Below are 22131 nucleotides of genomic sequence, written 5' to 3' on the forward strand. Positions count from 1 at the left end.
TTCGCAGGGAATCACGTGTCCCGGCCCGCGAGTCGAAGGGCCGACCTGCGATTCGCGGGTCGCGCCGAGGGATGGCCCCTTTATGGCTCGTATGAAGCGCACGGGCGCTCGATATGGCGCCACGATTGCGCCACCGTGGGGCCGTGGAGGCGCGGCGGCACTCGGCTCCGTGAGGACGGGGTTTCCCCGCGCCCGAAGCCGGCGAGGACGCCTGCCGGTGATGTGAGGCGCGACTGGCCGGAATCGATCCGGCCGCTCGAAGTCCGCTCGAGGATCAGTCCGGGCCCATGGGGAAATCGGGCCCGCCGACGGCCGGCTGGGTCAACGTGTGTGCATGTCAGAGCCGACCGCACGGCGTTCACGCCCGGGCGGTCGGCGGCATGTTCCTCCTCCCCCACTCGATGGGAGTGCGGTTTTCCGTGGCTACCTTCCTTTACAGACTCGGCCGCTTCGCTTTCCGGCGACGCGGCCTCGTGACCCTGCTGTGGGTGCTGATCGTCGTCGGCGTCGGCGCCGCGGCCTCCTCCGCGCCCGCACCGCCGGCCGAACAGTTCTCGATGCCGGGCACCCAATCGCAGAAGGCGTTCGACCTGCTCGAGGAGAAGTTCCCGGACGCCGGCGCCGAGGGCGCCACCGCCCGTGTGGTGATCCGCGCGCCCGAGGGCAAGAAGATCGCCGACGAGAAGCCGGCCGTCGGCGATCTCGTCGGCGAGCTCGGCAAGGGACCCCAGGTGGGGGGCGTCGCCGACCCGTTCACCGCTCACTCGATCAGCGAGGACGGCCGCACCGCCTATGTGGTGGTGGCCTACAAGGTCGCCGCCACCGAGCTGACCGACGCGGCGCACGAGGCGCTCACCAAGGCGACCGACCGGGCTCGCGAGGGCGGTCTGACCGTCGAGGCGGGCGGTGACGCGGTCGCGGTCGAGCAGACCGCCTCCGGCACCGGTGAGAAGATCGGCGTGTTGATCTCGGCCGTCGTGCTGTTCCTCACCTTCGGCTCGATGATCGCCGCCGGTATGCCGCTGCTCACCGCCCTGATCGGGGTGGGCGTCGGCGTCTCCGCCATCACCGCACTCGGTTCCACGCTCGGACTGTCCGCCACGACGTCGACCCTGGCGATGATGATCGGCCTCGCGGTCGGCATCGACTACGCCCTGTTCGTCGTCTCCCGCTACCGGTCCGAGATCACCGCGGGCCGCACCCCCCAGGAGGCCGCGGGCATCGCGGCGGGCACCGCCGGTTCGGCCGTCGTCTTCGCCGGGGTCACGGTCATCATCGCGCTGGCCGGCCTCGCGGTCATCAACATCCCGATCCTCACCAAGATGGCCCTCGCCGCGGCGGGTACGGTCGCCGTCGCCGTACTGATCGCGCTCACCTTCGTACCCGCCCTGCTCGGCTTCGCGCCGCGCCGGGTGCTGCGGGTCGCGGACCGCCACCTCGTCCGTACGAAGAAGCCTCTGTCGGCACGCAGACAGCGCAAGGCCGCGAAGAGGGCCGCGAAGCTGGCCGCGCGGACCAAGCCGAACCGGTCCGCCCGCTGGGCCTCCTTCGTCGTGCGCCACCCGCTCGGTGTGCTCCTCGTCGCGGTGGCCGGCCTCGGCGCGCTGGCCCTGCCCGCCACCAGGCTGGAGCTCGGCCTGCCCGGCGAGGGCACGATGGCGACCGACACCACCCAGCGCAAGGCGTACGACCTGCTGTCGGACTCCTTCGGGCCCGGTTTCAACGGCCCGCTGACGGTGACCGTCGAAGGCAAGGACGCGGCCACCGCCGGGGGCAGGGTCGGCGAAGCCCTCAAGAAGACCGCCGGCGTCGACTCGGTCTCGAAAGCCACCGCCAACAAGGCGGGCGACACCGCCATCCTCACCATCGTCCCGAAGACCGGCCCCACCGACTCCAGGACGGAGAAGCTGGTCAAGGACATCCGGGCGAAGGCTCCTTCGCTCGCGGCGTCCGCCGGTGCCACCGAGATCCTGGTGACCGGCCAGCCCGCGGTGTTCATCGACTTCTCGCGGACCCTGTCCGAGGCGCTGCTGCCCTACCTGGGCCTGGTGGTCGGCCTGGCCTTCCTGCTGCTGCTCCTGGTGTTCCGCTCGGTCCTGGTCCCGCTGAAGGCGGCGCTCGGCTTCCTGCTCTCGGTGGGCGCGGCGCTCGGCTCACTGGTCGCCGTGTTCCAACTGGGCTGGGCCGCCGGCTTCTTCGGCGTCGAGCAGACCGGCCCGATCCTGACGACACTGCCGATCTTCATGATCGGGGTGGTCTTCGGCCTCGCCATGGACTACGAGGTCTTCCTGGTCACACGGATGCGTGAGGCGTACGTCCACGGCACCCCGGCGCGGGGGGCCATCGTCACCGGCTTCCAGCACAGCGGCCGGGTGGTCGCGGCCGCCGCCGTCATCATGATCAGCGTCTTCTCGGGCTTCATCATGGAGACCAACGACCTGGTCGCGATGATGGGCTTCGGCCTCGCCTCAGCCGTCCTGTTCGATGCCTTCGTGGTCCGGATGGCGATCGTGCCCGCGGTGCACTCGCTGCTCGGTGACGCCGCCTGGTGGCTGCCGAGGTGGCTCGACCGGCTGCTGCCGAACGTGGACGTCGAGGGCGAGAAGCTGCAGCGGCGGCTGCGGTCCGGTTCGTCGAGGGCACGGCGGGGCACCTCGGAGCACGAGCGGGACCTCGTTCACTGAAGGGTGATGCGCGGGTGACCACCGCGGCCCGGCGCGGCCTGATGCAGGCCGCGCCGGGCCGCTCGTCCGCACCCGCTCGACCGGCGCCGGGCATCCCGTTCCCTCAGGAGCGAAAGGAGTCACTGGGGCTGGTTGCCGTGCTTGCGGGAGGGCTGCGGCACGTGCTTGGTGCGCAGCACGGCGAGTGCGTCGATCAGTCTGACGCGGGTCTCCGCGGGGTCGATGACGTCGTCCACCAGGCCGCGTTCGGCCGCGTAGTACGGGTGCATGAGCCGGTCCCGGTACTCCTTGATGTACTGCTCGCGGGCGGACTCGGGGTCGGCGGCGCCCGCGATCTCGCGCCGGAAGACGACGCCCGCGGCGCCCTCCGCCCCCATCACCGCGATCTCGTTGCCGGGCCAGGCCAGCGACAGGTCCGAGCCGATGGAACGCGAGTCCATGACGATGTACGCGCCCCCGTAGGCCTTGCGCAGGATCAGCTGGACGCGGGGGACCGTCGCGTTGCAGTAGGCGTAGAGGAGTTTCGCACCGTGCCGGATGATGCCGCCGTGCTCCTGGTCGACGCCGGGCAGGAATCCCGGCACGTCCACCAGCGTGACGAGCGGGATGTTGAAGGAGTCGCACATCTGCACGAAGCGGGCCGCCTTCTCGCTGCCCTTGATGTCGAGGACTCCGGCGAGCGAGGCGGGCTGGTTGGCGACGATGCCGACCACCTGGCCGTCCAGGCGGGCCAGGGCGCACAGCACGTTGGGCGCCCAGGCCTCGTGCACCTCGAAGAAGTCGCCGCCGTCCACGAACTCCTCGACGACCCGGCGCATGTCGTACGTGTGCTTCGGGTCGGAGGGCATCAGGTCGAGCAGGGCGGGGGTGAGCCGGTCGGGCCGGTCGGCGCAGGGTTCCGGCGGCGGCAGCTCACGGTTGTTGGCGGGGAGCAGGGACAGCAGGTAGCGGACGTCGGCGAGGCAGCTCTCCTCGTCGTCGTAGGCGAAGTGGGCGGCCCCGGAGAGGCCGGCGTGGATGTCGGCGCCGCCCAGATCGTCCTGGCTGATCCGCTCTCCGGTGACGGCCTTGACCACGTCCGGCCCCGTGATGAACATCTGGGAGGTGCCGCGGACCATGAACACGAAGTCGGTCAGCGCCGGGGAGTAGGCCGCCCCGCCCGCGCAGGGGCCCATCACGACGCTGATCTGCGGGATGACTCCGGAGTTGCGGACGTTGCGCTGGAAGATCCCGCCGTATCCGGCGAGCGCGGTCACCCCTTCCTGGATGCGTGCCCCCGCGCCGTCGCACAGGCCCACGATCGGGGCCCCGGCCGTGGCGGCCATGTCCATGATCTTGTGGATCTTCTCGGCGTGCGCCTCGCCGAGGGAGCCTCCGAAGATGCGGAAGTCGTGGGCGTAGGCGAAGACGGTGCGTCCGAACACCCGGCCCCAGCCGGTGACCACACCGTCGGTGTGGGGGCGCTTGTCCTCCAGGCCGAAGCCGCTCGCCCGGTGTCTGCGCAGCCCTTCGACCTCGGTGAACCGGCCCTCGTCGAAGAGGAGTGCGAGCCTCTCCCTGGCCGTGAGCTTGCCCTTGGCGTGCTGGGCCTCGGTGGCCTTGTCGCCGGGCCCCCGGCGCACGGCGTCCCGCAGGGCCTCGAGTTCGGCGACCGTGCCGCGCCGGCCGACCGGTTTGTCCTGCACGGCGGTCATGAGCTCTCCTTCGGCCGTCGATGAACCACCGATCAGCCTCCGCCAGGCCGCTCGAAGGCGGTTAGAGCGACGGACGACGCCGGCCGCGCGGCTCTCCACCGTGCCGCGAGCGCGCCGCGAGAACGGGGCGGGACGCTCGGGCCGTGAGCTCCGATACCGAGGGCCTGGCATCCTCGCGGGGCACCGAACCACCCGCCGGTGCCCCCTCCCCCGAGGGCACCGGCGGGCTTCTTCCGTGTCCGTCGCCGGTGCGGTCCGCGGTCGGCACGGACGAAGGGGCACACCAGCGGGGACTTCGCGTTCAAGGTCTTCCCGGGCGGTCATTTCCATCTTCTCGGCCAGGCCGGCCAGGTCGCCGAGGGGCTGCTCGCCGGCACCGCCGCCTCGTGAGCGCGGGGCGCTGCGGCGGTCCTCTCGGTCCGGCGCGGTGCCCGGTCCGGGGGTCAGGCGGCGGGGCAGAGGGCCGCCGGACCGGCCGGTGCCGTGGCGCGGGCCACGGGTGCGGGCACGGCCGTGGGCAGGGTGGCGGGCAGGGGCAGGGGGGTGCGGGCGGTGGCCGTGGCCCGCGAGCGCTCCCGCGCGAAGACGACGAGGCGCAGCATCGCGAACCGCGCGACGCCGGCGAGTGCGGAGGCGGACAGGTAGACGACCTGTTCGAGCACGGTGCCGGGCGCCGCCGTCAGCAGGTGCAGGACGGACATCGCGGCGCAGGTGACGACGTACGCGGCCGCCGCGGACCCGGCCGACTGCGCGTGCTGACGCCAGGTCGCGCGCCCGCCCGCCGCGAAGGTGAAGCGGGCGTGCAGTTCGGTGGCCAGGAGCGTGGAGGCCACGGTGATCACGGCGTTGGCCAGGGCCCAGGGGATGCGGGAGGCCAGGGCCGCCACCGCGAAGCTGGAGGCGAGTCCCACGCCTCCGCCGCAGAGCACGAAGCGGGCGAAGGCGGCGAAGGCTCCTGGTGCCACCGGCTGTCGGTGCTGCGCTGTCTCCATCGTCCGGCCCCTTCGATCGCCCCGGTCCACGAAAAGGTGCGCCCGCCCGGCCTGCGAAGCCGAGCACGCCACCCGCGATGCCACTATGACACACACATGGCGCCACCCGAACCCTATTTTGTCGCCATCGACACTCGTCGCGACACCAAGGCAGGGCGGGAGGGCATCTGCGCAGGCCGGCGACTCGGCATACGCGCACCGCGCCCCCGCCTTGGCCCGACCGGCCCCGGCGCGCCCGGCACCACCCCCGGCACCCCTGACGCCATCCCGCACCACCAACGGCTTCCGGGCGCACCCGACACCACCGCGGACCGATGCGCCTCACCCCGCGTTTCCGCAGGCAGAACGCCCAGCACCCACTTCACGCCACGCAAGGCGTCACACAGGCTTGCATATGGCGCCATGGCGCCGCCATAATGGCGTCATGGACCTCACCCCGTATGTCGACACCCTCCGCCGGGAACTCGCGGTCGCCGCCGAGTCCGGCGGCGACGAAGCACGCGAGCTGGCCGAGAGACTCACCGCTCCCCTGGAGTCGGCGACCAGGCTGGCCATGCTCAACCTGCTCTCCGCCGCGATGGACGAGATCACCCGTGAACTCGCCCCCGGCTCGGTCGACGTACGGCTGCGCGGGCTGAACCCCGACTTCGTGGTGACACCGCCGCCCGCCTACAACAGCGCTCCCGAGGAGCCGGCCGCGCCCGCCGACGTGCTCGCCGCCCCGGCCGAGGGCGACGAGGGCGGCACCGCCCGCGTCAACCTGCGGCTGCCGGCCCACCTCAAGGCCCGCGCCGAGGAGGCCGCGACCCGCGAGGGCATGTCGGTCAACGCGTGGCTGGTGCGCACCGTCTCGGCCGCGGTCGGCGGCGGCACCCGGCCGCGTGCGACGGAGAAGACCCGGACCGTCGGCCAGAGCTTCACGGGCTGGGTGCGCTGACCGCGCGCCCGCCGGCACCACTTCACCCCACCACGTCCCACCAGCGGGGACGCCCCAAGGACTCAAGAGGACGGTACAGCCATGCCCGCTTTCGACACTTCCGCACCGATCTCGGTCACCGCCTACGTGTACGCCGGCTCCATCCAGTTCACCGCGGGCGACCGCCCCGACACCGTGGTCGAGGTACGGCCCCGCGACCCGAAGAAGGACCTGGACGTACGGGCGGCCGGCCAGACCGAGGTCGCCTACGCGAGCGGCACCCTGACCATCACCACGCCCAAGGCCAATCTGCTGGGGCGCGGCGGCACCGTCGACGTGACGGTGGAACTGCCCACGGGCTCGGACATCGACGTGAGCGGCGCCGCGGCAAGGGTGCTCGGCGAGGGCCGGCTCGGCGAGGTCCGGGTGGACACCTCGGCCGGCGACGTCCGCCTCGACACCACCGGCCCGCTGCGCCTGAAGGTGTCGCACGGCTCGACCCTCGTCGACCGGGTCGAGGGCACGGCCGAGATCACCAGCAGCACGGGCAACGTCCGCGTCGGCCTCGTCGACGGCCCCGCCGTCCTGAAGAACTCGCACGGCACGACGACCGTCGGCGCCGTGACCGGCGATCTGCGGGTGAACGGCGCCAACGGCGCCATCGACATCAGGCGCGCCGAGGCGTCGGTCACCGCCACCACCACCAACGGCCTCCTGCGCATCGCCGAAGTCGCCCGCGGCAACGTCCAGTTGGAGACCTCCAACGGCTCCATCGAGGTCGGCATCCGCGAGGGCGCCGCCGCCTGGCTCGACGTCAGCTCCAACCGCGGGCAGGTTCGCAACGCGCTCGCCGCGTCCGAGGCCCCGGAGCAGGCCGAGGACACCGTCAAGCTCCACGCACGGACCAACTGGGGCAACATCGACATCCGCCGCGCCACGGCCTGAGCCGCACCCCGTACCGCCGGATGCCGCGGCCGCGCTCTCGGGCGGATACCGCGGTTCCGGCCCGGCGCGTCATTCGAAGACCAGGGTCCAGGTGACGCGGCGGCGCTCGGGGGCGGTCCGCGCCACCGGTTCCACCCAGTGCCGGGCGTCCTGGGCGGGGCGCAGCAGGACGGCGGAGTTGCGCCGCGGCCGGTAGCCGAACCAGCCGCCGGCGGCGGGGTCCCAGTACTTGGTCATGCCTCCGTCGGCCGCGTGCCAGCCGTCCGTCAGGGAGATGACCATCACGAGCCGGTTCGCTCCGCCGGCGTAGTCGTTGTGCGGTGTGGTGAAGGAGCCCGGTCCCCAGTAGGCGAGGGAGGCGCTCTTGACGCGGCGCAGGGGCAGGCCGCTGACGCGGCGGAACGCCTCCAGTGCCCGGGGTGCGGCCAGCTCCTCCCCGATCCGGTCGAGTGCGGGCAGGTTCCCGTGGGGCCGCTGGTGGCGGGAGCGGACGATGTCGGTGGGTTCGGGGGTGCGGAACTCGGCCCTGACCCGGCCGGGTTCCTCGGGCCTGGAGTAGACGCAGTACGGGCGTACGTCCTGGTGCGTCCCGGCGGCCCGGCACACGGCCGCCAGTGCGGGGGCGGCGAGGACGTCCGGGGCGAGCGCGACGCCGGGCACGGGGTAGGCGGAGGCGAGCTGGGCCGCCGTGGCGTCCGCGTCCGCGAGGAGCCGCGGGTGCAGCAGGTCGGGCAGGGCCAGGGTCATGATGTTCCCGCCTGTAGGGGTGGCACGCGGGCGAGGTCCGGGCCGGGGTCCGGGTCCGCGAACCGTGCCACTCCGGGGACGAGGAGGGCGGCGAGGGTCGTGGCGGCGATGACCACCGCGCCCGTGACGAGCAGCACCGCGGGTCCCGTGACGGCGGCCACCGCCCCGGTGACGGCGAGGCCGACGGGCATCAGGACGGTGCTGGCCAGGGAGCTCAGTGCCATCACCCGGCCCAGCAGCCGGTCGGGGTAGGCGCGTTGGAGGGCTGCCGTCCACAGCACGGTGTTGTACTCGCTGCCGGCGCCCGCCACCGCGTAGACGACGAGCAGCGGCACCAGGCCGATGCCCGGGACGAGCAGGGTCAGCAGCGGACCGACGAACAGGATCTGTGCGCACAGGGCGGTGAGGCCGGGGCGGCGGGGACGGTGGCGCATGACGGCGAGTCCTCCGGCCAGGCCTCCCAGTGCGAAGGCGCCGAGCAGGAAGCCGTAGCCGCGGGGCCCGAACTCCCTGACGGAGATGGTGGGCAGCAGCACCAGCCAGGGCGCGACGGCGAGCAGCACGTGGGCGATGTCGGTGAGCAGGACGGCGAACACCCAGCGGCGCTTCACGACCACGCGGACGCCTTCCCGTGCCTGGTGGAGCACGGATGCGCGGGCCGCGACGGGATCGGCGGCCCGGCCGCGGCCGAGGACGAGGAGGGTGAGGGTGGACAGGGCGAAGGTGACGAGGTCGGCGACGAGGGCCGCGCGGTAGGTGGCGAAGGCGACGAGCAGGCCGCCGAGCGCGGGGCCGGCCAGGCCGCTGCCGGTGGTGGCGATGCTGGTCAGGGAGTTGGCCCAGGGCAGCTTGTCGGGCTCGACGAGGGAGGGGACGAGGGCACGGAACGCGGGCCGGAAGAACGCCTCCCCCGCGCCGAGCACGAACGTGCAGGCCATGAGGGCGGCGGCCGGGGTGTCGGCGGGCACGAGCACGAGGGCGCCGACCCCGAGGAAGCGGACCAGGTCGCAGGCCATCATGACGCGGGTGCGCGGGTAGCGGTCGGCGATGACGCCGCCGAGCGGTACGAACAGCGCGAGCGCCAGGGCGCGGCCGGCCAGGACCAGGCCGAGCGCGGAGGCGCTGTGGTGCGGGCTCCGCACGATCCAGGCGGCCAGCGCGATGGGGACCATCTGGTCCCCGAGCAGCCCTGCGCTCTGGCCGCCCCACAGGAACCAGAACCGTTTGCCGGCCGGTGCGGGCCCGCCCGCTCGCGCGGTGCGGGCCGAGGTGGTCTTCGATGTGCCCATCCGGTCTGCCCGGCCCTCCCTCGTGATGCCGCCCGGTCAGGCGGCCGGTGCCGGAGCGGGGGTGAACTCCCCGTTCGCGTAGAAGACCTGGCTGTTCACCAGGACGGTGACGTCGGGGGCGACGAAGTCCAGGTGGATTCGGGTGGCGAACCGGTCGATGTCGGCCGGGTCCGCGCCGAAGCCGACGTGCACGCCGGACACGGCCTCGTTGGTGGGCGATGCCCACGAGGTGATCAGCGGCAGCGCCGCGGGCGACAGGCCGATGCCCACCTCGACGACGGTGCTGTACGCCTCGTCGCGGGCGAACACCTCGGAGAAGGCGGCCGCGAGGGTGCCGGGCGAGTCGACGGCGACGAGCCGGCCCTCCTTGAGGCGCAGGTCGACGCCTTCGCCAGGCAGCCGTGCGCCGAGCTCCAGGAGCCGCCGGTAGGGGGCGTCGTCGAACTCGTTGCCCAGGGGCAGCAGGTTGAGGGCGCCGGTGCAGTGGAAGTCGCCGTCGACCTCGACGCCGTTCCAGAACAGCTCGCAGCCGGGCGCGAACCGTATGTCCCCGACGACGGCCGGACCGCACAGTTCCATCCACGGCCGCTTGCCCGACACGGTGAGCCGGCGCCGCTCGTCGGCCGGTCCGCTGAGCACCTCCACCGTGTAGTCGCCGCCGTCGCCGTGTTCGGACAGCAGCGAGAAGAAGCGGTCGGCGCTCTGCCGCTGGGCCGCAGGGTCACCGGCGAAGTGGCCCGCGAGCACCGTCTCCGCCTGCCAGGCCAGCAGGTCGCGGCGGGGGAACTCGTACGACGTGTAGTCGGCGCTCGCGCCCGGGGAACCGCGGTCCTTGGAGAGGGACTTGGCGAAGTTCTTGGCGAACCGGGACGTCGGCCTGCCCTGGGTCTCGCAGAAGCTGTGGAAGGAGAAGTGGCCCGCGTCCGGCGCGGAGAGGATCTCCTTCAGATGGTCCGAGGGCTCGGTCTCGCGCAGGTCGTAGGCGAGCAGCGTGACGCCGGGGACGGCGGAGACGCCCTGCCACAGGGCTTCCGGCAGGTCCCGGTCGTAGAGTCCGACGAAGGTGACGCGGCGGCCGTCGGTGAAGCGCGGCAGCGCCGCCCGGACGAACCGGGACACCTCCTGCGCGTGCAGCGGCCGGTGCGTGGGGTCGAGGAGCGGGGCGAGGTGCCCGGTCGTGGGGGTCGTCATGGGGGTCCCTTTCACTCGGTCCGCATGAAGGTGTGCCCGTTGATCTCGACCTCGGTGGTGGCGGCCATCAGGTCCAGGTGGACCAGCTTCGCCGCTCGGGCCCAGTCCTTGAGTTCCGGGTCGGGGTCGCCGCCGATCGCGACGTGGACGCCCGGCCGTCCTTCGTTGGACGCGGCGTTCCATCCGTGGACGAAGGGGTGGCAGGCCCGGTTGAAGGAGATGCCGACCTCGGTGATGGTGCCGTAGCGGTCCAGCGGGGTCAGGGCGATCAGTTCCTGGGCGAGGGAGCCGCGGCTGGTGACGGCGGTGACGCGGCCCGCCTCGATGTGCAGGGTGATCGGGTCCTTCGACAGCCGGCCGCCGAGCGCTGCCATGGCGGTGGCGGCCTCGGCCGCTTCGGGGCGCTGCGGTGTGGCCAGCAGGGCGCCGTCGACGGTGAACGTGCCGGAGACGGCGCCGCCGACGTAGGCGACCTCTCCGCCGGGCACGAGCCGGGCCTCCTTGGGGGTGAGCGGTCCGGCGAGCTGGTACCAGCCCGAGTCGTCGGTGATCTCCAGGCTGCCCTCGCGGGTGGTGATCCCGACGCGGTAGGGCCTGCGGGAGCTCAGCAGGCGGTAGAACCGGTCGGCCACGTCGGCCTGTTCGCGGTAGTCGCTGCGGCGGATGACGTCGATGAGGTACTCGGCGCGCTCGGGGGCGAACTCGTCGCCGAGCGGCAGGTCGATCTTGGCGAGGTCTCCGTGGGGCAGGTGCTCGAAGACCTTCCGGGCCGCCTCGGCGTTGTCGAAGGACGGTGTGAGGAGCTGGATGGAGACATAGTCGGCGGCCGGGTCGATGCCGGCCTCGCGCAGTGCGGCGAGGACGGTGCCGGCGTCGCCGTCGAGTGTCACGAAGTGGACGGTGGTGGGGGCGTCGGCGAGATCGCCGCGCAGGCTCGCCACCATGGTGTCCGACAGCGGGAAGTCGTGCAGGAACACCGTGTGATGGGGCTCGTCGCTCCGGCACATCAGAGTGGAGTATCCGGTTTCCTCGTTCAGTACGGTCACAAGCCCCACCTCACAGTGTTGGGATCCTGGCGTCAGGAAGCGATTTCGTAGATGTGGTCGCCGGTGGAGCGGACGCGAAGGTCGTCGGAGTCGGCGAGCGACTCGTTCTCGTTGGGCTCGAGGGGCTCGGTGACCTCAAGGTTCATGACGCTGTCTCCTTGTCGGATGCGTATGGCTCTCGATGCGGCCGCGGGGGCGACCGTGGAAGCCGACACAACCACCGCCGCCTGGAACAGGGCTCGAGCGGCCCCGGAAGCCTCCCTGGAGCCGCCCCGCCCCACCACGCCGGGGGCGCGATGGGGCGGGAGCAATGGGGCGGAGGCGAGGAAGAGGCGGCGCCGGTCTTCCAGGAGCGGGCCCGTGTCGGCCGGTTGCCGGCCGGGGCGCTGGTGGATGCCGTGGCCGAAGGCGAGGTGGCCGTGGGCCTTGCGGTGGATGGCGAGGTGGCCGTGGGCCTTGCGGTGGATGGCGAGGTGGCCGTGGGCCTTGCGGTGGATGGCGAGGGTGCCGGGGGCGTCGGAGTGCCGGGGGCGTGGCCGGTGGTCGGCAGGGAGGTGACGGTGGTCGGTCCTTCCGAGTTCGGGGTCGAACGCCGTTCCACGGCCGCTCGAGCGGGTGCGGACACGGTGGAGGTCGCGCAGCCGTATGCGCGACCTGGATCGTCCCGGCAGCCGGAAGGAAGTCCCCACCCATGGCTCAGCGTCCGTGGAACGCGAGGTTCGAGACCATTCTCCGGCAGGCCCTGCCCGGGCTGGGCAAGGACAGGTCACCCGCCGCCGACATGCCGATGGAGGCGTACGGGCTCGACTCCATGGCTCTCATCGGCATCGTCGTCGCCCTGGAGTCCGCCTACTGCGTCAGCCTCGCCGGCCAGGTCACCGTTCCGGTGCACACCCTGACCGCAGGCCACCTGTGGGGCATCGTCTCGGCCGCGATGCAGCCGGCCTGGGACACCGACCGGCAGTTCCCGGCGGGCAGTGCGACGCGCGGCCAGGCCCCGTGGATCATGGCCTGACAGGCTCGCCGCCCTTGCCCCGCCCGCGCCGGCCCGGTCGTGGGACCGTCGGCGCCGCGGCACGGGCCGCGGCCTCGGTCACGGGCTCCCGGCCGGCTGCGAGGCCGGCTTGAGCGGTCCGCAAGCGGAGGCGCTCAGGCTGCGCAGCGAGACCGGCCGGGCCCGCCGTGCGCCGGGACTTCGGCCGGCGCGTCCCGCGGCCCGGGAACGACCGCCCCGCCCGTTCGCCGTCCGAGGTCCGGCCCCGGCGGTGACCTCGTCCCCCTAGCCCCGGATGTCGCCTTCATGACCGAGACCAGCACCGCGAGGCCGCGCAGCGGCCGCAACGCCCCCGACCCGCACCGCGAGCGGTACGCCGCGCGCACCGCGGGCATGACGGCCTCGGAGATCCGGGCACTGTTCTCGGTCGCCGGCAGGCCGGAGGTGATCTCGCTGGCCGGCGGCATGCCGGATCTGGCCGCGCTGCCGCTGGAGACGCTGTCGGCGCAGGTCGCGCAGATCGTCGCGGAGGACGGCCTGACCGCGCTGCAGTACACGTCGGCGCACGGCCTGCCCCTGCTGCGCGAACAGATCTGCGACGTGATGGCACTGGAGGGCATAGCGGCGCGTCCGGACGACGTCGTGGTCACGGCCGGTTCGCAGATGGGCCTCGACCTGGTGGCCCGGCTGTTCTGCGACCCGGGTGACGTGGTGGTGGCCGAGGGCCCGTCGTACGTCGGCGCGCTGGGCTCGTTCGGCGCGTACCAGGCGCGGGTCGTGCACGTGGCGATGGACGAGCACGGTCTGGTGCCGGAGGGGCTGCGGGCGGCGCTGCGGGAGGCCGGGCGTACCGGGCGGCGGGTGAAGCTGCTGTACACCGTCCCGAACTTCCACAACCCGGCCGGTGTGACGCTGGCGGTCGGGCGGCGGGCGGAGGTCCTGGAGATCTGCCGCGCGTACGACGTGCTGGTGGTCGAGGACAACCCGTACGGCCTGCTGGGCTTCGACGGCCGGACCTACCCGGCGCTGCGCTCGCTGGACCCGGACAACGTGGTGTATTTGGGCTCGTTCTCCAAGACGTTCGCCCCCGGCCTGCGGGTCGGCTGGGTGCTGGCGCCGCACGAGGTGCGGGAGAAGCTGGTGCTGGCCACGGAGTCGGCGATGCTGTGCCCTCCCACGCTGAGCCAGATGATCGTGTCGCGTTACCTGCTCACGCACGACTGGAAGACCCAGATCAAGACGTTCCGGGAGAACTACCGTGAGCGCCGGGACGCGGTGCTGTCCGCGCTGGAGCGGTACCTGCCGCCGGGCTGCACCTGGACGAAGCCGGACGGCGGGTTTTACGTGTGGGTGACCGTGCCCGAGGGCGTGGACACGAAGGCGATGCTGGCGCGCGCGGTGAGCGCCGGGGTGGCGTACGCGTCGGGCACCGGGTTCCGCACGGACGGGTCCGGCGGCCGCCAGATGCGGTTGTCCTACTGCTACCCGACGCCGGAGCGGATCCGTGAGGGCGTGCGCCGGCTGGCCATGGTGCTGGAGGGCGAGATGGACCCCGCCCGCGCCGTCGGCGGGGCGGGCTCCCGCCGGATGCCGGGGCCGGACGCTGGCTGATCACCGGTGTCGCGTACGGCGCCGGGACCCGGTGCGCCGGGCGGGCGGTGACGTCTTCCCGTACCACCCGCCCGGCGTTTCCGATATCAGAAACGCTACGTTGCTTTCTCTGAAGTGAACGCTACAGTGGTGATCAGGAACCGTTGTGAGGGATCACCGAGGAGACCGCGATGCCGGGAGGCAGGCTCACCCAGCAGGAACGTCAGCAGATCGCGCTGGGCCTGGCCGACAGCCTCCCCTACGCCGAGATCGCCCGACGTCTCGACCGCCCGACCTCGACCGTCACCCGTGAGGTGATGCGCAACGGCGGCCCCACCGCCTACCGCGCCGACCTCGCCCACCGCGCCACCGAACACCGCGCCCACCGGCGCAGGCCCGCCTCCTCCCCGGGGACGGAGTCGGCGCCCCAGCCACACGGACGCGACGCCGGGGCCATGGCCGAGTACGAGGAGACGTTCACCACCGTCCTCATGGCCTCGGGCCTGCCCAGGATCCCGGCACGGGTGCTGACCTGCCTGTTCACCACCGACTCGGGCAGCCTCACCGCGTCCCTGCTCGCCCGGCGCCTCCAGGTCAGCCCGGCGTCCATCTCCAAGGCCATCACCTTCCTGGAGAGCCAGAGCCTCGTGCGCCGGGAACGCGACGAGGGCCGCCGCGACCGTTACATCGTGGACAGCGAGCTCTTCTACCAGGCGACGATCGCCAGCGCCCGGGCCAACGACGAACTCGTCAAGACCGCCCGCCAGGGCGTCGCCGTCCTCGGCCGTGACACCCCCGCCGCCGCCCGCCTGGAGAACGTCGCCCGCTTCCTCGACTTCATCAGCGAAAGCATCACCCGCGCCGCCGAACAGGCCCGCGAAGTCCTCCACACCGGTCCCAGGACGATCCCCGACGACACCGCGCCGGCGGACGCCGACCACGGCTGAAGCGCCCTGCCGAAGCCGGGAGACTCCCCCTCGCCCGGCAACGCCTTTGTGCCGCACCGCTCGAAGCCGGCCGGAGCGCCGAACGACGACGCCTCGGGCCGCGCCGGCCCTCCACCGCCCCGCGAGCATCCGCCGAGTGCGGGACGGGACGCTCAGGACCGTGAACTCCGATGCACAGGACCATGAGCCCTCTCGGAGTACCGCCCGTCGGCGCCCTCACCATCCCCGAGGGCACCGGCGGGCCCTTGTGGTTCCACCCCGGGCCACCGCCTCGACGCGGCCGCCCGGGACAGCACCGCGCAAAAGCGGTCCAACGACGTACCAGACGCAGTCCGAAGAGGGGGAACACCGTGGGACACACCGGCACGGACACGGATGTGGTGATCGCGGGCGCCGGGCCCACGGGCCTGATGCTCGCCTGCGAACTGCGACTGGCGGGCGCCAACGTGATCGTGGTCGAGCGGCTCGCACAGCGCTCGGGCGAGTCGCGGGCCGGCGGGATCCACTCGCGCACCCTGGAGGTGCTGGACCAGCGCGGCGTCCTGGAGCGTTTCCTGGCGGAGGGCGAGCCGCAGCCGGTGGGCCACTTCTCCGGCCTCTACCTCGACTTCGACGAGTCGGAGTCGAGGCACCCCTACCCGCTGATGATCCTGCAGTCCGCCATCGAGCGGCTGCTGGAGGAGTGGGCCCTCGAACTCGGCGTGCGGGTGCGCCGCGCGTGCGAGGTGAACGGCATCCGCCAGGACGAGACCGGCGTGACGGTGGAGACCTGCGGGGCGCAGGAGGCGCCCACGGCGCTGCGCGCCCGCTATCTGGTGGGCTGCGACGGCGGACGCAGTACGGTGCGCAAGCTGGCGGGCATCGCCTTCCCCGGCACCGAGGCGACGATGACGGCGCTGATCGGTGACGTCGAACTCCCCGATCTGCCCGAGGACTACGTCTGGGTGCGGCGCACCGCGGGCGGGGACTACTCGGCGATCGCGTTCGAGCCGGGCTGGCACCGGGTGATCACCTCGGAGTTCGACCGGGTCGCGGACCGCGAGGAGAGCGTGACGTTCGAGGGGCTGCGCGACTCCCTGATCCGGGTCGCGGGCACCGATTTCGGCATGCGCAACCCCCGCTGGATCTCCCGGTTCAACGACGCGGCGCGGCAGGCCGACCGGTACCGCAAGGGGCGGGTGCTGCTCGCCGGCGACGCGGCGCACATCCACTTCCCGGCCGGCGGGCAGGGACTGAACATGGGCGTGCAGGACGCGGTCAACCTCGGCTGGAAACTCGGCTCGGTGGTGCGCGGCCCGGCCCCCGAGAGCCTGCTGGACACCTACCACGCCGAGCGGCACCCGGTCGGGGAGCGGGTGCTGCACAACACCCGGGCCCAGTCGGCCCTGGTGCGTCCCGGGCCGCAGACGGACGCGCTGCGCGAGATATTCGGCTCCCTGATGGTGTTCGACGAGGTCAACCAGTACCTGCGCCATCTGCTGACGGCCCTGGACATCCGCTACCCCCTCGACGGCGACCACCCGCTGACCGGCCGCCGGGTCCCCGACGCCGACCTGAAGGCGTCCGACGGCGCGAGCCGGGTCCACGAACTGCTGCACGCCGCCCGCCCGGTCCTGCTCGACCTGTCCGGCGGCACGCGGGCGGCGGCCCTCGCCGCGGGCTGGGCCGACCGCGTGGACGTCGTCGAGGCGCGCGGCGAGGACGAGCGGTGGATCGTCCCGGCCCTCGGCGAGATCCCCGCCCCGGCCGCGGTCCTCATCCGCCCGGACGGCCATGTCGCCTGGGCGGGCGCCGCCGGCACGGTGCCCGACGCGCCCGCGCTGCGGGCCGCCCTCGACACCTGGTTCGGCCCGGCCCATGCGGGCTGAGCGGCCCCTGCCCCAGACGAACGGCCGGCCGGTCCGCTCCCCCGCGGGACCCGGCCGCGACGACCCCACGAAGGGAACACACCGACCGTGAACAGCACGTGGTTGCGACGCTTCACCACGACGGCCGCCGACGGACCGATCCTCGTGTGCTTCCCGCACGCGGGGGGCTCCGCGACGGCGTTCAAGGACCTGGCGCGCGTCCTGCACCCGGACGTCGACGTGGTGTCCGTGCAGTATCCGGGCCGCCAGGACCGCTACCGCGAGGAGCCGTTCACGGCCCTGGAGCCGCTCGCGGAGGCGGTGACCGAGGAACTGGCCCGTGAACTGGCCGCGGACGGACGGCCCTACGCCCTGTTCGGGCACAGCATGGGCTCGCTGGTGGCGTTCGAGACGGCCCGCCGGCTCGCGAAGCGTCGACTGCCCGCCCCGCAGCGGGTGTTCTTCTCCGGCCGGGGCGGTCCCGACCGGCGTGACAGCGCCTACGACCTCTACGACGACGCCGACATGCTGGCCGAGGTGCGCCGGCTGGGCGGCACCGACCAGTCCATGCTGGAGGACCCCGACATCCTGGAACTGGTGCTGCCGGCGCTGCGGGCCGACTACCGCATCCTGGGCACCTACCGCGGGCCCGTCGGCGGCGGGCCGCTCACGTCCCCGGTGACCGCCCTGATCGGCGACAGCGACCCGCTCGCGACGGTCCAGGACGCCCACACCTGGCGGGAGCACACCAGCGGCGACTTCCGGGTGGAGGTGTTCCCCGGCGGGCACTTCTACCTCTTCGACCAGCTCGAGAAGGTCGCCGCCGCCGTCACCGAGGGACTTCTCACGCGGGCCGCCGCTTCCTAGACCAGCGCCACACGGACAAGCGGCACGGACAAGCGGCACGGACAAGCGGCACGGACAAGCGGAGGGGCCCGGCTCGACGCGGGCCCCTCCGGTCGTGCGTGCCCGTCCGTGCCGCGCTCAGCGGGTGAGCCCGAGCTGGTCGGTTGCCGCGTCGACCGTCTGGGCCAGCAGGACCGCGATGGTCATGGGGCCGACCCCGCCGGGGACCGGCGTGATCAGGCGGGCACGGGTACGGGCGGTGTCGAAGTCGACGTCGCCGACGTTGCCGGGGTTGTATCCGGCGTCGATCACGACGGCCCCCGGCTTGACGTCCTCGCCGCGGATGAGCCGGGGCCGTCCCACAGCCGCCACGACCACGTCCGCCTCCCGCACCGCCGCGGCCAGATCGGCCGTCCGCGAGTGGCAGTAGGTGACGGTGGCGTCCCGGGCGAGCAGGAGCATCCCGACGGGCTTGCCGAGGATCGCGCTGCGGCCCACGACGACGGCACGCCGACCCGCGAGCTCGACGTCGTACTCGTCCAGGAGCCGCATGATCCCGCCCGGGGTGCACGACGCGAAACCGGGCCGCGCGAAGCTCATCGCCCCGAAGGAACTCATCGTGACCCCGTCGACGTCCTTCTGCGGCGCGATGGCCTCGAACGCCGCCCGCTCGTCGATGTGAGAGCCCACGGGATGCTGCAACAGGATGCCGTGCACACCGGCGTCCCGCGAGAGGGACCGAAGGGTCTCCACCAGCTCGGCGGTCGTCGTGGTGGCCGGCAGACCGACAAGCCGGGACTCGATGCCCGCCTTCGCGCAACGGGCCCGCTTCATGCGGACGTACGTCACCGAAGCCGGATCCTCACCCACCAGCACCGTCGCCAGGCAGGGCGTCACGCCGGTGCGCCGCGCGAGCTCGGCCGCCCTGTCCGCTGTCTCCTCGACGACGCGCCGGGCAAGACCGGTGCCGTCCATGAGCTGGGCTGTCGTGGACTGGGACATGGTCGCCTCCAGGCGTCGCTGACCACTCGCCCAGGCGCACGGCATCGACCGATTCGTCAGGCCGCTCCCCGGTGGTACTCCACCTCAGCGCCAGTCACGGCCCGCGCATCACCCTACTGGACGCCCTTTCGGCCGGTCATGAACGGAGGACCAACGATGCCCGCTCAGGCATAAGTGTGAAAGCCCCGGCCGGACTTCTTGCCCAGCAGGCCGCCCTCGACCATGCGCAAAAGCAGCGGCGGCGGCGCGTACAGGGGCTCCTTGAACTCCTCGTACATGGCTTGCGCGATGGAGACGGTGGTGTCCAGGCCGATGAGGTCGGCGAGCCGCAACGGGCCCATCGGGTGCGCGCAGCCCTGTTCCATGCCCTGGTCGACGACCTCGGCGCTCGCAAGTCCCGACTCGACCATCCGGATCGCGGACAGCAGGTAGGGGAACAGCAGGGCGTTGACGAGGAAGCCGGCCCGGTCCGGGGAGGCGATCGGCTTCTTGCCCAGGGTGTCGCGGACGAAGACCAGCGCCCGCTCGCCGACCCTCTCCTCGGTCAGGACCGAGGAGACGAGCTCGACCAGCGGCAGCGCGGGCACCGGGTTGAAGAAGTGGATGCCGAGGACCTGGCCGGGGCGGCGGGTCGCGGCGGCGAGCCGTACGACGGGGATGGAGGAGGTGTTGGTCGCCAGGATCGCGTCCGGGTCCTCGACGGTCTTGTCGAGGGTGGCGAACAGCTCCAGCTTGAGCTGCTCGTCCTCCTTGACCGCCTCGATCACCAGCTGCCGGTCCGCCAGATCGGCGAGGTCGCGGGTGAACGACACCCGGGCCAGGGCCGCGTCGCGTTCGGGCGCGGTCAGTTTGCCCCTGGCCACGCCCCGTTCCAGCGATGCGGCCAGCCGCCGCGGCGCGCTCACGAGCGAGGCCTCGGAGAACACCGCGACCCTCACGTCCAGTCCGCTCTTGGCGCACAGTTCGGCGATGCCGGTGCCCATGATGCCGCTGCCGGCGACGCCGACCCGCTCGATGCCGGCGCCGGTCTGATGTGTGGACAAGGTCATGTGGGGGTCCCCCAGTTCAGAAGTGTCGCTCCGATCGACATGCCGCCGCCGAACCCGGCGAGCAGGACCAGGTCGCCCGTCTTGAGGGCGCCGGTGCGGTGGGCCTCGTCGAGGGCGACCGGTACGGAGGCGCTGCCGACGTTGCCGTACCTGGTCAGCGTGCGGTGGGTGTGCGCGGCGCCGAGTCCGGTGCGCTCGACGACCTCGCCAAGCATCACGCCGTTGGCCTGGTGCGGTACGAAGTGGTCGACCGCGCCGATGTCGACGCCGGCCCGGTGGGTGAGGGCGAGGAGCGCGGGCGGGACGTGCTCGGCGACGAAGTCCCGTACCCCGCGGCCGTCCATCTTGAAGTAGTGGCCGCCCTCGGCGACGGTGGCCGCCGAGGCGGGTCGGCGGCTGCCGCCGGCCTCGACGCGGATCAGGTGGTGGGCGTCGCCGCGGCTGGCCAGGTCGGTGGCGATGATCCCGTACGGTTCGGGGACCGTGCCGACGACCGCGGCGCCGGCGCCGTCGGCGAACAGGATCGCGGTCCTGCGGTCGGTGAAGTCCAGGATCCGCGAGTAGACGTCCGCGCCGATGACCAGGACGCGGGCGGTGGGGTTCACGGTCACCAGGCTGTGGGCCAGCGCGAGGGCGTAGACGAAGCCGCTGCACACGACGTTGACGTCGAAGCAGGCCGCGCCGTAGGCGCCCAGGCCGTGCTGCACCAGGTAGGAGGTGGGCGGCTGCGGGAAGTCCCCGGTGGAGGTGGAGACGATGATGTGGTCGATCTGCCCGGGGCCCAGCCCCGCCTGCTCCAGGGCGCGTTCGGCGGCCTTGACCGCCAGGTCGGAGGTCGCCTCGTGCTCGGCGGCGTAGCGCCGGGATTTGATCTGCGTCTTGCGTTCGATCCACTCGGCGGTGACGCCGACGCGTTCGGCGACCTCCTCGTTGCCGACCTCGTGCTTGGGCAGGTAGGAGCCGGTGGAGAGTATGCCGATGCCCATGTCACGACGCTCCGGCCCGGTCGGGTGCGCCCGGGCGCAGCGGGTTGAGGCGCTGGACGCCGATCTTCTCGCGCAGGGCGGGGTCGGTGACGCCGAGTCCTTGTTCGGGGGCGAGGCAGAGCACGCCGACCTTGCCGATGTGCTTGTTCTGCTGGACCAGGCGTGCGGCCTCGCCCACGTCCGCCAGGGGGAAGACCTCGGAGAGGATCGGTGAGAGGTGCCCGAGCTGGAAGAGCCGGTTGCACTCGGCCTGTTCCTGGAGGTTCGCGGCGTGGCTGCCGATGATCCGTTTGAGGTTCATCCACAGGTAGCGGTTGTCGAAGTGGTGGTCGTAGCCGGTGCTGGAGCCGCAGGTGACGACGGTGCCGCCCTTGCGCACGACGAACACGGAGATCCCGAAGGTGGCCCGGCCGACGTAGTCGAACACGACGTGCGGGTCCTCGCCGACCTGCCGGCGGATCTCGCGTCCGAGCCGTTTGCCCAGTTCGATGGTGCGCTCGGGGGTGGGCGCGTCGTCGCCGCCCATGCCGATGTCGTTGCGGTTGATGACCACGTCGCAGCCCAGGCGGCGCAGTGCCTCGGCCTTGTGCTCGGAGCCGACCACGCCGATGGGGATTCCGCCCGCGTTCTTGACCATCTGCACCGCGAACGCGCCGAGGCCGCCGGTGGCGCCCCAGATGAGGACGATGTCGCCCTGCTTGATGCGGGCGCCGTTGTCGCCGACCAGCATCCGGTAGGAGGTAGCCGCGGTCAGCAGCACCCCGGCCGACTCCTCCCAGGTCAAGTGGGTGGGTTTGGGAAGGAGTTGGCTGGCGCGGACCACGGCGTAGTGGGCGAGGCCGCCGAAGTTGGTCTCGTAGCCCCAGATCTTCTGCCCCTGCCCGAGCATCGCGTCGGCGTGCGTGGCCGGTTCCTGCTCGTCGACCTGGACGCAGCTCACGACGACGTGGTCGCCCGTCTTCCAGTGCCGCACCCCCGCCCCGGCGCGCACGACGACGCCGGAGGCGTCCGAGCCGACCACGTGGTGGGGCAGGTCGTGCCGGGCGGCCCAACCGCCTTGGCGGGCGCCGCGCTTGAGGAACTCGAAGGTGGGCACCGGTTCGAACGTCGCCGACCATACGGTGTTGTAGTTGATGGAGCTCGCCATGACGGCGACGACCACCTCGTCCGGCGCGATGTCCGGCAGGGGGACCTGTCCGACGTGCAGCGACTTGCGGACGTCGTTGTCCGCGACGCCGTCGAACATGCCGAGGTCCGCGGCCAGGAGGTGCGCCGCCTCGTAGGTCGGGGGGAGTTCGTGCCGCCCAAGTTCGTCCGGGCCGGCCCCGGACAGCAGGGCCTGTGTCAGAGAATCCATGGCTTCCTT

At 72.5% G+C, this 22131-nt stretch carries 20 protein-coding genes and 1 riboswitch; of the genes, 9 read left to right on the forward strand and 11 right to left on the reverse strand.

The annotated features are described in order from the left end of the window. Positions 1–419 precede the first annotated feature (419 nt). On the forward strand, positions 420–2684 hold the full coding sequence (locus tag ACIQ7M_RS33310; RefSeq protein ID WP_403651228.1) for an MMPL family transporter: 2265 nt from the start codon (positions 420–422) through the stop codon (positions 2682–2684). Between the two features lie 119 nt (positions 2685–2803). Here the strand turns inward: ACIQ7M_RS33310 and ACIQ7M_RS33315 are convergent, their stop codons facing one another. Beyond that, positions 2804–4378, reverse strand: a complete 1575-nt coding sequence (locus tag ACIQ7M_RS33315) for an acyl-CoA carboxylase subunit beta (protein WP_403651230.1) — start codon at positions 4376–4378, stop codon at positions 2804–2806. A gap of 198 nt (positions 4379–4576) precedes the next feature. On the opposite strand from ACIQ7M_RS33315, the gene ACIQ7M_RS33320 reads away from it, so the two are divergent. Beyond that, positions 4577–4768 (forward strand): hypothetical protein, encoded by a 192-nt coding sequence (locus ACIQ7M_RS33320; RefSeq protein WP_403651232.1) that lies wholly within the window; start codon positions 4577–4579, stop codon positions 4766–4768. A gap of 53 nt (positions 4769–4821) precedes the next feature. Here the strand turns inward: ACIQ7M_RS33320 and ACIQ7M_RS33325 are convergent, their stop codons facing one another. Next, complete coding sequence (locus tag ACIQ7M_RS33325) at positions 4822–5370, reverse strand: hypothetical protein (RefSeq protein ID WP_403651234.1); 549 nt, start codon at positions 5368–5370, stop codon at positions 4822–4824. Between the two features lie 424 nt (positions 5371–5794). Between ACIQ7M_RS33325 and ACIQ7M_RS33330 the strand changes: the two genes are divergently transcribed. Continuing rightward, positions 5795–6307 (forward strand): toxin-antitoxin system HicB family antitoxin, encoded by a 513-nt coding sequence (locus ACIQ7M_RS33330; protein ID WP_403651236.1) that lies wholly within the window; start codon positions 5795–5797, stop codon positions 6305–6307. A gap of 81 nt (positions 6308–6388) precedes the next feature. After that, positions 6389–7231, forward strand: a complete 843-nt coding sequence (locus ACIQ7M_RS33335) for a DUF4097 family beta strand repeat-containing protein (protein WP_403651238.1) — start codon at positions 6389–6391, stop codon at positions 7229–7231. Between the two features lie 69 nt (positions 7232–7300). Here ACIQ7M_RS33335 and ACIQ7M_RS33340 read toward each other — a convergent pair whose 3' ends face one another. The 5 genes from ACIQ7M_RS33340 to ACIQ7M_RS33360 are packed head-to-tail and all read right to left on the reverse strand — an operon-like array spanning position 7301 to position 12193. Then, complete coding sequence (locus tag ACIQ7M_RS33340; RefSeq protein WP_403651240.1) at positions 7301–7978, reverse strand: 2OG-Fe(II) oxygenase; 678 nt, start codon at positions 7976–7978, stop codon at positions 7301–7303. Next, positions 7975–9267: an MFS transporter gene (locus ACIQ7M_RS33345; RefSeq protein WP_403651242.1), complete on the reverse strand. Its 1293-nt coding sequence runs from the start codon at positions 9265–9267 to the stop codon at positions 7975–7977. Before ACIQ7M_RS33345 ends, ACIQ7M_RS33340 begins: the two co-directional genes overlap by 4 nt. Before the next feature lie 36 nt (positions 9268–9303). Then, the gene (locus ACIQ7M_RS33350; protein WP_403651244.1) at positions 9304–10458 is read right to left on the reverse strand and encodes a hypothetical protein; all 1155 of its coding nucleotides are present in this window, start codon (positions 10456–10458) and stop codon (positions 9304–9306) included. 11 nt (positions 10459–10469) lie between these two features. Beyond that, positions 10470–11504: a hypothetical protein gene (locus ACIQ7M_RS33355; protein WP_403651246.1), complete on the reverse strand. Its 1035-nt coding sequence runs from the start codon at positions 11502–11504 to the stop codon at positions 10470–10472. Between the two features lie 32 nt (positions 11505–11536). Beyond that, positions 11537–12193, reverse strand: coding sequence for a hypothetical protein (locus tag ACIQ7M_RS33360; protein ID WP_403651248.1), 657 nt, complete (start codon positions 12191–12193; stop codon positions 11537–11539). Between the two features lie 2 nt (positions 12194–12195). On the opposite strand from ACIQ7M_RS33360, the gene ACIQ7M_RS33365 reads away from it, so the two are divergent. The 5 genes from ACIQ7M_RS33365 (at position 12196) to ACIQ7M_RS33385 (ending at position 17749) form a co-directional block, all read left to right on the forward strand. Then, positions 12196–12519: an acyl carrier protein gene (locus tag ACIQ7M_RS33365; RefSeq protein ID WP_355774230.1), complete on the forward strand. Its 324-nt coding sequence runs from the start codon at positions 12196–12198 to the stop codon at positions 12517–12519. Positions 12520–12804: 285 nt separating this feature from the next. Beyond that, positions 12805–14109: a PLP-dependent aminotransferase family protein gene (locus ACIQ7M_RS33370; protein WP_403651250.1), complete on the forward strand. Its 1305-nt coding sequence runs from the start codon at positions 12805–12807 to the stop codon at positions 14107–14109. Between the two features lie 170 nt (positions 14110–14279). Beyond that, positions 14280–15035, forward strand: a complete 756-nt coding sequence (locus ACIQ7M_RS33375) for a helix-turn-helix domain-containing protein (protein WP_403651252.1) — start codon at positions 14280–14282, stop codon at positions 15033–15035. Positions 15036–15385: 350 nt separating this feature from the next. Continuing rightward, positions 15386–16903, forward strand: a complete 1518-nt coding sequence (locus ACIQ7M_RS33380; protein WP_403651254.1) for an FAD-dependent monooxygenase — start codon at positions 15386–15388, stop codon at positions 16901–16903. Between the two features lie 87 nt (positions 16904–16990). Beyond that, positions 16991–17749, forward strand: coding sequence for a thioesterase II family protein (locus ACIQ7M_RS33385; RefSeq protein WP_403651256.1), 759 nt, complete (start codon positions 16991–16993; stop codon positions 17747–17749). Between the two features lie 117 nt (positions 17750–17866). Here ACIQ7M_RS33385 and ACIQ7M_RS33390 read toward each other — a convergent pair whose 3' ends face one another. From ACIQ7M_RS33390 to ccrA, 4 genes are all read right to left on the reverse strand, one after another. Next, on the reverse strand, positions 17867–18730 hold the full coding sequence (locus tag ACIQ7M_RS33390; RefSeq protein WP_403651258.1) for a bifunctional 5,10-methylenetetrahydrofolate dehydrogenase/5,10-methenyltetrahydrofolate cyclohydrolase: 864 nt from the start codon (positions 18728–18730) through the stop codon (positions 17867–17869). 21 nt (positions 18731–18751) lie between these two features. After that, positions 18752–18838, reverse strand: a riboswitch (ZMP/ZTP riboswitch). Between the two features lie 56 nt (positions 18839–18894). Next, entirely contained in the window at positions 18895–19779 is an 885-nt protein-coding gene (locus tag ACIQ7M_RS33395; RefSeq protein ID WP_403651260.1) for a 3-hydroxybutyryl-CoA dehydrogenase, read from the reverse strand. Continuing rightward, the gene (locus ACIQ7M_RS33400) at positions 19776–20765 is read right to left on the reverse strand and encodes a 3-oxoacyl-ACP synthase III family protein (RefSeq protein WP_403651262.1); all 990 of its coding nucleotides are present in this window, start codon (positions 20763–20765) and stop codon (positions 19776–19778) included. Before ACIQ7M_RS33400 ends, ACIQ7M_RS33395 begins: the two co-directional genes overlap by 4 nt. Position 20766: 1 nt before the next feature. After that, positions 20767–22122, reverse strand: coding sequence for a crotonyl-CoA carboxylase/reductase (ccrA, locus tag ACIQ7M_RS33405; RefSeq protein WP_403651264.1), 1356 nt, complete (start codon positions 22120–22122; stop codon positions 20767–20769). Positions 22123–22131: the final 9 nt, after the last annotated feature.

Origin of the sequence: Streptomyces sp. NPDC096324 (assembly GCF_044763015.1) — a bacterium.
GTDB lineage: Bacteria > Actinomycetota > Actinomycetes > Streptomycetales > Streptomycetaceae > Streptomyces.